Here is a 10,788-nt window from a genome sequence, read left to right on the forward strand (position 1 = left end):
GGATAGGCACAATCCCCGATGTCGCCCTGGGTGATGGGCTGAATACTCGTCGTGTCCGCAGTCCGGGGACGCGGGGGCGGTTCGCGCGCTGACGCGAGCCTGGTCCGCGGCACGGACGGCCCGCCGGGCCGCCCGTCGCCAGGAGGGAGTGTCCATGGTCGAGCGAGGCAGGGGGAACCTCCCCGCCGAGTTCACCAGCATGATCGGCCGCGCGGCCGAGGTGGCCGAGGGCCTGCGCGCGCTGACGCGCACGCGCCTTCTCACGGTCACCGGGCCCGGAGGGGTGGGCAAGAGCCGCGTGGGGGTCAGGATCGCCCGCCACGCCCGGCGGCGATTCCCGGGCGGGATCTGGTACGCCGAGCTGTCGGCGGTGACCGGCGAACCTGCGCTGACCGCCCGCGTGGCCGCCGCGATCGGCCGGCCGCAGGCGCGTACCGCCGAAGGGATCGCCGCGGCGCTGCGCGAACGGCGGGCGCTGGTCGTGCTCGACACCTGCGAGCACCTGGCCGGTCCCGTCGCGCGGCTGGTCGCGGTGATGCTGCGCCGGGCGCCCGAGGTCAAGATCGTGGTGACGGGACGGCAGCCGCTCGATCTGGCTGGGCAGCGCCTGCTGTATGTGCGGCCGCTGGCGGAGGCCGACGCCGTCACGCTGTTCGCCGAACGGGCCGCCGCCGTCGACCCGGACTTCTCCCTGTCTGTCGGTACGCGCGCCGCGGTCGCCGAGATCTGCCGGCGGCTGGACGGCCTGCCGCTGGCCATCGAACTGGCCGCGGCCTGCCTGCGCTCGCTGACCGCGCCCGAGCTGCGTGAACGGCTGCGTGACCGCTGGCCGCTGCTGGCGGCGGGTACCACCAGCGCGCTGCCGCGCCAGCGCGACCTGCGCGCCATGGTCGAGTGGAGTCACGCGCTGTGCGGGGCGGAGCAGCGTGTGCTGTGGGCGGCGTTGTCGGTGGTGGATGGCGGCTTCGAACGTCAGACGGCCGAGGCGATCGGCGTCGAGGCGGGCCTGCCCCGGGTGCGGGTGGGCGCGGTGCTCGGCGATCTCGTCGCCAGTTCGGTGGTGCTGCGTGAGCCGATGCCGGGCGGCGCCGGTTACCGGCTGCTGCAGCCGTACCGGCAGGTCGGGCTGGAGCTTCTCGAGGCGCGGGCGCGCACGCGCCTGACGGCCCGCTACGGCGCCGCCACGGCCACTCCCGTGCCCAGGCCCGACGGCGGCCGCGAGACCGGTGACGTGGTCCTGAGCCCCCGCGAGCTGCAGGTCGCCGAGCTCATCACCGAGGGCCTGACGAACCTGGAGATCGCCGGGCGGCTGGTGATCTCGAAGCGCACGGTCGACGCGCATGTCCGGAACATCCTCGCGAAGGGGCATCTCACCTCGCGCACTCATGTCGCCGCGTGGATGGTTTCTCACGATTAATCGGCACTTTTCCGGATGTGGGAGGCCGGGTGCGCGACGAACTGTTGTCTTGCCGGCGGATGACCACCGGCGCCGTCCAGGGGAGGGGTCCCAGGGTCCGGCGCCTCAGGTTCATCCGCCGGCACCACAGCGGGCGAGTCCATCGCGGTGCCGACTCTCCTGCCGGCGGTACGCGTGCCGGGCGGGCATCCTCCACGACCTGGCCGGCGACCGGCCTTACCGGAGGCCACGGTCTGGTAGACGTAGTGCGTGACCGAGACCGACCACGCCCTGCTGCCGCTGGATGCGGTACGCCCGGCCGCGCAGAAGGCCAAGGGCTCGGTCGTTCCCGCCCCCGAGGCGCCCGTGGCCAGGGTGGCGGTCGACAACCCGCTGCCGCACCTCGACCGGCCCTTCGACTACCTCGTGCCGGCCCCCCTGCACGACAGCGCCCAGCCGGGGGTGCGGGTCCGGGTGCGGTTCGCCGGCAAGCTGGTGGACGGGTTCCTGCTGGAGCGGACGGAGGAGAGCGAGCACCGGGGGAAGCTGGCCGCGATCGAGCGTGTGGTGTCGGCCGAGCCGGTTCTCACGGGCGAGGTGGCCGCCCTGGCCAGGGCCGTGGCCGACCGCTACGCCGGAACGCTGGCCGACGTGCTGCGGCTGGCCGTACCCCCGAGGCACGCCAAGGTCGAGGCAGAGCCCCAGGAGCCCCAGGAGCCCCGGAAAACGGACGGCTCGCCGGAGCCCGGGGGCCATCAGGCCTGGGCCGACTACCCGATGGGGCCGTCGTTCCTGGACGCGCTGGAGCACGGGCGGGCGCCCAGGGCCGTGTGGTCGGCGCTGCCCGGAGCCGCAGGATGGGCCGAGGCGATCGGCGAGGCGGTGCGTGCCACGCTGGCCGGCGGCCGGGGCGCGCTGGTCGTCGTGCCGGACGGCAAGGACGTGGCGCTCGCCGACGAGGTGTTCGAGCGGCTGCTCGGCGACGGCGCGCACGTGGCGCTCACCGCGGGCCTGGGGCCTGCCGAGCGGTACCGGCGCTGGCTCAGGGTGCTGCGCGGGCAGGCGCGCGCGGTGGTCGGCACCCGTGCGGCCATGTTCGCGCCCGTCGCCGGCCTGGGGTTCGTCGCCCTCTGGGACGACGGCGACGACCTCCATGCCGAACGGCTGGCGCCCTACCCGCACGCCCGCGAGGTGCTCGCGCTGCGCGCCCACCGCGGCGGCGCGGCCATGCTCATCGGCGGCTACGCCCGCACCGCCGAGGCCACCCAGCTCATCGCCACCGGCTGGGCCAGGCCGATCGTGGCCGCCCGCGAGACCGTGCGCGCCAAGGCCCCCAAGGTGCGCCCGGCGGGCGAGGACGCCGAACTGGCCAAGGACCAGGCCGCCCGCGCCGCCCGCCTGCCCAGCGTCGCCTGGCGGGCGCTGCGCGAGGGGCTGGAGTCCGGGCCGGTGCTGGTCCAGGTCCCGAGGCGCGGCTACCTGCCCTCGATCGCCTGCCGCCAGTGCCGCCGCCCGGCCCGCTGCGCCCTGCCGCCCACCCGCACCGCTCCCGGTCACGACAACAGGATCGAGGACGCCGTGCCGGGCAAGGTCGCCTGCCACGGGCCGCTGGCGCTGCGCAGCGGGCACAGCGCGCCCTACTGCCGCTGGTGCGGCCGGGTGGACGCCGCCTGGCGGTGCGAGCACTGCGGCGGAGCGGGCGTGCGCGCGGTCGTCGTCGGCGCCCGGCGTACCGCCGAGGAGCTGGGGCGGGCCTTTCCGTCGGTGCCGGTCAAGACGTCCGGAAGGGACGGGGTGCTGGCGCGCGTCGGTTCCGGCAAGGCGCTGGTGGTGGCCACGCCGGGCGCGGAACCGGTCGCCGACGGCGGATACTCGGCGGCCGTGCTCCTGGACGGCTGGGCCCTGCTGGGGCGGGCCGACCTGCGTGCGGCCGAGGAGGGCGTGCGCCGCTGGATGAACGCCGCCGCCCTGCTGCGGCCCGGCGCCGAGCTGGTGGTGCTCGCCGACATGGCGCTGCCGGCCGTACAGGCGCTGCTGCGCTGGGATCCCGTCACCCACGCCGAGCGCGAGCTCGCCGACCGCGCCGAGCTCGGCTTCCCGCCGGCGGTGCGGATGGCCACGCTCACGGGTACGGCCGCCGCCGTACGCCAGATGCTCGACGAGGTCCGCCTGCCGGACGAAGCCCAGGTCCTCGGCCCGGTCCAGGTCGACGACGAGCGGGAACGCGCCATGATCCGGGTCCCGAGAGCCTCGGGCGGCGTGCTGGCCGCGGCGCTCAAAGGGGCCACCGGGGTGCGCGCGGCGCGCAAGGCGGCTGATGTCGTCCGGGTGAGTGTCGACCCTCTCGACCTGATTTAGCCGCTTTCCCCGATTCGCTCATCTGTTGGCCAGCCGTTAGCGTCTCCCTGTGTCGATCGAATGGGTGAACCGAGCCATCGACGACCTGCGCGCATGGGGCCGGGCGCGGGGCGTCGAGGTGGACGCCGACGAGGTGCGGCTGCTCTGCGACTACGCCAGCGACTATCTGGGCGTCAACGAGCTGGCCGACTTCGCTCCATCGACCTTCGACGACCTGCTGCTGTCCATCTACCCGCGCAAGGTGATCGCGCCGCCGGAGAGCGCGCCCGAGTCGGTCGCCGCGGCCCGCACGCTCGTCGACTACCTCGAGTCCTCCGGCGCCGCGGGCGCCGACGGGGCGCGGGCCATGCGGGCGCGGCTGAGCGAGATCGCCGAGGAGATGCCGGCCGCGCTCGCCGACCCGGCCAACTTCGGCATGGCCAAGAGCCTGTTCAGCTCGATCGGCCCGGAGTCGCTGGAGCAGGACATCGCGATCCCTTCCGCCGACGCGCCCGGGAGCGCGCTTCCCGAGATCGAGGAGGCGCCCTGCGACTGCCCGGCGTGCACGCCGTTGCCCGCCGTACGCCTGGCTTCCCCGCAGGACCTGGAGGCCGCGCTCGGCGGGGTGGCCCTGCTGGCCGACCGCGACCGGCTGCTGGCCTGGCTGGGCGACCGGGGCAGCACCCCCACGGCCAAGGGCGCGCTGCGCGCCAAGGACGCCGCCGCCGCACCGGTGCCGGAGCCGAGGCTGCTGTGGGCGCTGGCCGGGCACACCGGCCTCGGCGGGTGGGCGAGCACCGTCGCCCACCTGGTCGAACACGACACCGCTGGCGCGGTCACCGGCCTGCCCGAGCTCGACGACGCCCTCTACGACCTGCTCGACCGCCTCTACCGCCTGCAGGCGCGGGTGCCCGACGAGGTGGTCGCCGACCACGTGTTCGAGCTGGCCGACGCGGACGTGGACGTGGACGCGGTGCTCGACCGGCTGGCCTGGTGCGGGCTGGTCGAGCGCCGCCACGACGGCGCCGGGCTGAGCCCGCTGGCCGTATGGGGGCTGCGCGAGCTCTACCTCGCCCACGGCCGCGACGCCCCCGAGGCGCCCGACCTCGCCGTCGCCGACGCGGTCGGCCTCATCGAAGGACTGCTCGACGGCATGCCGACCGAGGCGGCCGAGCACGACATCGAACGCTGGCTGGCCGGGCGCACGCCGGAGCAGGCCGCCGCCGAGCTGCTGGCCGCCGCCACCGGCGCCCCGGCCGTGGCCCGCGGCATCGCGGTCACCATCGTCGACCACCTCGGCGCCGCCGCCGAGCCTGCGCTGCGCGCGGTGCTCGACGACGAGGAACTGCGCCCGCACGCCATCCACTGGCTCACCTCCAGAGGGCTGCCCGCGCCGCCGCTCACCCAGGACGAGCTCCTGTGGGTCAGCGTGGACATGCTCGCGCTGGCGATGCCGGCGGCACAGGAGGACCCCGAGATCTTCGCCGAGAACATGGCCGCCTCGGGCCCGCCGGCCCACCTCATCGAGGAGATGTGGCGGGTCGACCACCCCGACGTGGTCGAGGTGCTCGAACTGCTCGGCCGGTCCCTGCCCGGCAGCGGAGAGGCCAAGGCGGCGCGCAAGGCGGCGTTCAAAGCACGCTCACGAGCGATCCGATGAAGTACATCCCTGTGACTCGTGTGCAGTAAGTTTCGTGGGTGGCAAACAACGTCTTCGACCTCGCCGAGCTCCGCAAGCTGATCGAGGAGCCCGCTCCAGTGGAGACGCCCGCGCCCCAGGTCAGGGAGGCGTTGACGTTCCCGCCTGTCGCGCTGGCCGCCGACGCGGAGCTGGCCGTCGCGGTGCCCGGGGTGCCGCTGGTCGCCGACGCCATCAAGCTCACCGCCTGGACCGGCGAGCGCCCGGTCACCGATGAGGGACTGCTGTCCGAGACCGACGCCGCCGCCGCGGCCAAGGAGCTCGGCGTCTCCCGTGCCCGGCTGCGGCTGGCCTGGATCGTGGCGGTCAACACCCGCCTGCTCCAGATCGTGCGCGGCACCGCCTCGCGCGGCGCGCTGCCCCTGCGCCTGCCCGCCGAGGCCACGCTGGAGTTCTGGGACGGCGTCGTCATGGACGTCCTCGACCAGGCCGACACCTCCCGCCTGACCGGCTCGCGGGTCATCGACGGCCACCTGGCCGAGACCCTCGCCACCATCTACTCCGTGCGCTCCGGCGTCGCCATCGCCAACCTCGCCAAGGGCCTGCTGCAGTCGCACGAGGTGGCCTGCGAGCCGAGCCAGGCCGAGCTGCGCGAGCTCAGCGGCAGCCTGCCGGGCGAACTGCTGGAGGCGCTGTCCCTGCTCACCTACTGCGGCCTGGTGCAGCAGACCGGCACCGGCCGGATCGCGCTGACCCCGCTCGGCGTCTGGGCCGTCCGCCACGACCTGCTGCGCGAGGGCCACGAGGCGCCCACGCTGGCCGAGGTCGAGGTCTTCGCCGGGCTCGACGCGGAAGCGCTGGTGGAGTCCCTGGTCAGCGGCGCGGTCACGCAGAGCGCCGTGACGACCTGGCTGGAGCGCCGCCCGCCCGAGCAGGCCGCCCGCGACCTCCTGGCCGTCGCCACGGCCGGCGGCGCCGGCCACCGGGGCGCCGTGGGCGCCATTCTCGAAGAGCTCGGCCCCGAGGCCCAGTCGCCGGTACGCGACTCGCTGGCCGACCCCACCATGTGGCGCTACGCGGCCTCCTGGCTGCACATCCGCGACCTCGACGCGCCCCCGCTCAGCTCCGACGACCACACCTGGATCGCCGTCGACTCCGTCGCCGCCCTGCTCCACATCTCCGGCAGCCCGGAGTCCGTCGGCGAGTTCGGCGCGCTGGAGTCCGGCGAGGACCTGGTCAGGAGCGTGGGGGAGATGGCCGGCTCCAGCCACCCCGACACCGTGGCCGTCCTCGAACTCCTGGCCTCCACTCACGGCGACGCCGCCGTCGCCAAGGCGGCGCGCAAGGCCGCGATGAAAGCCAGGTCGCTCCAGACCACTAAACTGGGCTGATCCCACCCTGCCTTCGCGGAACGGAGTTGGCCACTTGGCGATCCAGTCGATCCGGCTGTTCGGAGACCCGGTGCTGCGCACCCCGGCGGCCCCGGTCGTCGACTTCGACAAGGAACTGCGCAAACTGGTCAAAGACCTGACCGACACGATGATGGACGCGCCGGGCGCCGGCCTGGCCGCCCCGCAGATCGGCGTCGGCCTGCGGGTCTTCACCTACTACGTCGACGACCAGCTCGGCCACCTGATCAACCCCGACCTCGACCTGTCGGCCGACCTCGACGAGGAGGGCGAGGAAGGCTGCCTGTCCTTCCCCGGCCTGTCCTTCCCGACGCCGCGCGCCATCCGCGCCGTCGCCAAGGGGCTCGACATGCACGGCGAGCCGGTCACCCTCGAAGGCACCGACCTGATGGCCCGCTGCTTCCAGCACGAGACCGACCACCTCGACGGCATCCTGTTCATCGACCGGATGGACTCCGCGCAGCGCAAGCTCGCGATGAAGGCCATCCGCGAGGCGGAGTGGAGCGGACTGACCCCGCCGGCGGTCAAGTTCTCCCCGCACGCCACCGGCGGGAAGGCTCTCTGACGATGCGCCTGGTCTTCGCCGGCACGCCCGAGACGGCTCTGCCCTCGCTGCGCGCCCTCATCGACTCGCCACGTCACGACGTCGTGGCCGTGGTCACCCGCCCCGACGCCCAGACCGGCCGCGGCCGCAAGGTGCACCTGTCGCCCGTCGCCGAGCTGGCCGAGGAGGCCGGCATCGAGGTGCTGCGCCCGGCCAAGGCCGGCGACCCGGAGTTCCTCGACCGGCTGCGCGCGCTGGAGCCCGACTGCTGCCCGGTCGTCGCCTACGGGGCGCTGCTGCCGCAGTCCGCGCTCGACGTGCCCCGCCAGGGCTGGATCAACCTGCACTTCTCGCTGCTGCCCGCCTGGCGCGGCGCCGCCCCCGTGCAGCACTCCGTGCTCCACGGTGACGAGATCACCGGCGCGGCCACGTTCCAGATCGTCAAGGAGCTCGACGCCGGGCCCGTCTACGGCGTCGTCACCGAGGAGATCCGCACCGACGACACCAGCGGCGCGCTGCTGGAGCGCCTGTCGATCTCCGGCGCCGGGCTGCTGGCCGCGACCCTCGACGGGGTCGAGGACGGCACCCTGGAGCCCCGGCCCCAGCCCGCCGACGGCATCAGCTACGCACCGAAGATCAACGTGGACGACGCCAGGGCCGACTGGCAGGCGCCCGCCATGCGGGTCGACCGGCTCGTGCGCGCCTGCACGCCCAACCCCGGCGCGTGGAGCGAGTTCCGCGGCCAGCGGGTCAAGCTCGGCCCGGTCCGGCCGCGGCCCGACGCCGCCCGGCTGGAGCCCGGAGTGATCGCGGCCACCAAGCACGAGGTGCTGGTCGGCACCGCCACCCATCCGGTCGAGCTGACCGAGGTGCAGGCGCAGGGCAAGCGGGTGATGAGCGCGGCCGAGTGGGCCCGCGGCTCGCGCCTGGGCGAAGGGGACAAGTTCGCGTGACGGCTTCACGGGGGAACGGCGGCGCACGGGGCCGTGGTCGTGGTGACGGCGGCTACGGCCGGGGTCAGGGCGGCGGGAGCCGTACCAGGAAAGGGCCGGTGCGGGACGAGGCGCGCAACGCGGCCTTCGACGTGCTGCGTGCCGTCGACGAGCGGGACGCCTACGCCAACCTGCTGATGCCGCGCCTGCTGCGCGAGCGGCGGCTGGGCGGGCGCGACGCGGCGCTCGCCACCGAACTGGCCTACGGGACGCTGCGCGGGCTCGGCACCTACGACGCGATCATCGAATACTGCACCGATCGCGCGCCCGACCCCGACGTGCGCGACGCGCTGCGGCTCGGCGCCCACCAGCTGCTCAAGATGCGCGTCCCGCCGCACGCCGCGGTGGGCACGACCGTCGATCTGGTACGGCTGCGCGTCGGCGTCGGCGCCTCCAAGTTCGCCAACGCCGTCCTGCGCAAGGTGGCCGCCAGGCCGCTCGACGACTGGATCCCGATCGTGGCTCCCGAGGACCCGGTCGGCCACATGTCGGTCGCCCACAGCCATCCGCGCTGGATCGTGTCCGCCTTCCGCGACGCGCTCGGCGGCGACGACGCGGAGACGGCCGATCTGCTGGCCGCCGACAACGTACGCCCGCTGGTCACGCTCGTGGCCCGTCCCGGCCGCAGCTCGGTGGCCGAGCTGCAGGACTCCGGCGCCGAGGCCGGCCGCTACTCGCCCTATGCCGCCTACCTGCCCGAGGGCGACCCCGGCCAGGTGCTGGCGGTGGCCGAGTACCGCGCCGCCGTGCAGGACGAGGCCAGCCAGCTCGTCGCCCTCGCCCTGGCCAGGGTGCCGGTGGAGGGCCGCGACGAGTTCTGGCTCGACATGTGCGCGGGCCCCGGCGGCAAGGCGGGCCTGCTCGACGCCATCGCCGCCTACGGCGACCCCGACGAGGGCTTCCCCGGCGGCAAGCACCTGCTGGCCGCCGACGTCCAATATCACCGTGCCCGCCTGGTCTGGCAGACCACCCGCGAGGCCTCGGTGATCACCGCCGACGGCACCGAGCCCGCCTGGCGGCCCGGCGCCTTCGACCGGGTCATGCTGGACGCGCCCTGCACCGGCCTGGGCGCGCTGCGCCGCCGTCCCGAGGCCAGGTGGCGGCGCGACCCCGCCGGCGTGCCGGGCCTGGGAGCGCTGCAGCGCGGTCTTCTGGCCACCGCCCTCGACGCGGTACGGCCCGGCGGCGTCGTCGCCTACGTCACCTGCTCGCCCCACCTGGCCGAGACCGGGATCGTGGTCTCCGACGTGCTGCGGCGGCGCGAGGACGTCGAGCAGCTGGACGCGCGCTCGTACCTGACCGAGGTGCCCGACCTCGGCGATGGCCCGCACGCCCAGTTCTGGCCGCACCGGCACGGGATGGACGCGATGTTCCTGGCGTTGCTGCGCAAGCGGTAACAAGCAAGCGTTAGGTCACGATTCGCCTTCTAAGCCTGTCCTTGCCCTGGGCGGGTGTGGTCCCATCGGCCACGTGGACATCCTCGACGGCCTGCGCGGGGCCGAACTCGGGCCGATCATCGCGCTCCAGGGGCTGCCCGGGTGGCTGGAACCGGTGATGGAGGCGGTCTCGCTGTTCGGCAGCGAGCAGACCTTCCTGTTCCTGCTGCCCGTCCTCTACTGGTGCGTCAGCCCCCGCCTCGGCCTGCGGATGGGCGTGGTCGTGCTGGGTGCGGCGGCCAGTAACGCGGTGCTCAAGCTGCTGTTCCACGCGCCGCGTCCCTACTGGCTGGACGCCCGGGTCAGGCCGCTGTCGCTGGAGGGGACGTTCGGGATGCCGTCCGGGCACGCCCAGATCGCCGCGGCCACGTGGGGCGCGCTGGCCGCTGCCGTGCGACGGCCTTGGGCGTGGTGGGGCGCGGTGGCGGCGGTCGGGCTCATCGGGCTGTCCCGGGTTTACCTGGGGGTGCACTTCATCTCCGATGTGGTGGCAGGGGTGTTGCTGGGCGTGGCCGTACTGGTGCTGGTGGTGAAGCTGGAGCCGGCCGCCGTACGGTGGTGGCGCGGGTTGTCGCTGGGCTGGCAGTTGGCCGCCTCGGCGGTGGTCTCGGTGGTGCCGCTGGGGGCCGCCGCGCTGGCCAACGCGCCCTATGCCGGGTGGTCGCTGCCCGCTGCATGGCGGCTGGCCGGGGATGTCGATCCCCTCGCTCTCGACACGCTGGTGGCCATGTGCGGGTCGGTGCTGGGGATGCTGGCGGGGGCGTCGGTGATGTACCGGCTCGGGTGGTTCTCGGTGCGCGGGACGCTGGGGCGGAAGGTGGCGCGGTGGGCGCTCGGGTCGCTGGTGGTGGGGGCGCTGTGGTTCGGGCTGCGGGAACTGCTGCCGGAGCATGATGTGCTGCGTTATCTCCGGTATGCGGTGCTGACTTTGTGGGTGCAGCTTGGGGCGCCGCTGACGTTCATTCGGCTGGGTTTGATGAGCGGAGCCGAGCGCAAGGTGTCCTAGAAGGCGCGCCTGGATCTTCCGGGGCTTCT

The 10,788-nt window shown here is 74.3% G+C and carries 8 protein-coding genes; all 8 read left to right on the forward strand.

Translation table 11 applies throughout. The features are described 5' to 3' along the window. The first annotated feature begins 154 nt into the window (after positions 1-154). The 8 genes from HNR40_RS12455 (at position 155) to HNR40_RS12490 (ending at position 10,759) form a co-directional block, all read left to right on the forward strand. Positions 155-1,417 (forward strand): LuxR C-terminal-related transcriptional regulator, encoded by a 1,263-nt coding sequence (locus tag HNR40_RS12455; protein WP_184960649.1) that lies wholly within the window; start codon positions 155-157, stop codon positions 1,415-1,417. A 249-nt stretch (positions 1,418-1,666) separates the two neighbouring features. Beyond that, a complete protein-coding gene (locus tag HNR40_RS12460; RefSeq protein ID WP_184960650.1) occupies positions 1,667-3,754 on the forward strand; it encodes a primosomal protein N' in 2,088 nt (695 codons plus the stop codon). 49 nt (positions 3,755-3,803) lie between these two features. Continuing rightward, on the forward strand, positions 3,804-5,393 hold the full coding sequence (locus HNR40_RS12465) for a hypothetical protein (protein WP_184960651.1): 1,590 nt from the start codon (positions 3,804-3,806) through the stop codon (positions 5,391-5,393). Between the two features lie 38 nt (positions 5,394-5,431). Beyond that, complete coding sequence (locus HNR40_RS12470) at positions 5,432-6,763, forward strand: hypothetical protein (protein WP_184960652.1); 1,332 nt, start codon at positions 5,432-5,434, stop codon at positions 6,761-6,763. Between the two features lie 34 nt (positions 6,764-6,797). Beyond that, positions 6,798-7,346: a peptide deformylase gene (def, locus tag HNR40_RS12475; protein ID WP_184960653.1), complete on the forward strand. Its 549-nt coding sequence runs from the start codon at positions 6,798-6,800 to the stop codon at positions 7,344-7,346. A gap of 2 nt (positions 7,347-7,348) precedes the next feature. Then, positions 7,349-8,278 carry a methionyl-tRNA formyltransferase gene (gene fmt / locus HNR40_RS12480; protein ID WP_184960654.1) on the forward strand — a complete coding sequence of 310 codons (930 nt, stop codon included), beginning with the start codon at positions 7,349-7,351 and terminating at the stop codon, positions 8,276-8,278. 98 nt (positions 8,279-8,376) lie between these two features. Continuing rightward, positions 8,377-9,714 (forward strand): RsmB/NOP family class I SAM-dependent RNA methyltransferase, encoded by a 1,338-nt coding sequence (locus tag HNR40_RS12485; protein ID WP_312896306.1) that lies wholly within the window; start codon positions 8,377-8,379, stop codon positions 9,712-9,714. 73 nt (positions 9,715-9,787) lie between these two features. Beyond that, positions 9,788-10,759 (forward strand): phosphatase PAP2 family protein, encoded by a 972-nt coding sequence (locus HNR40_RS12490; protein WP_184960656.1) that lies wholly within the window; start codon positions 9,788-9,790, stop codon positions 10,757-10,759. Positions 10,760-10,788 lie beyond the last annotated feature (29 nt).

Source organism: Nonomuraea endophytica, from assembly GCF_014203235.1.
GTDB lineage: Bacteria > Actinomycetota > Actinomycetes > Streptosporangiales > Streptosporangiaceae > Nonomuraea > Nonomuraea endophytica.

Coding starts and splice junctions, on each gene's coding strand:
- HNR40_RS12455 (WP_184960649.1), top strand. CDS start 155: ATGGTCGAGCGAGGCAGGGGGAACCTCCCCGCCGAGTTCACCAGCATG.
- fmt (WP_184960654.1), top strand. CDS start 7,349: ATGCGCCTGGTCTTCGCCGGCACGCCCGAGACGGCTCTGCCCTCGCTG.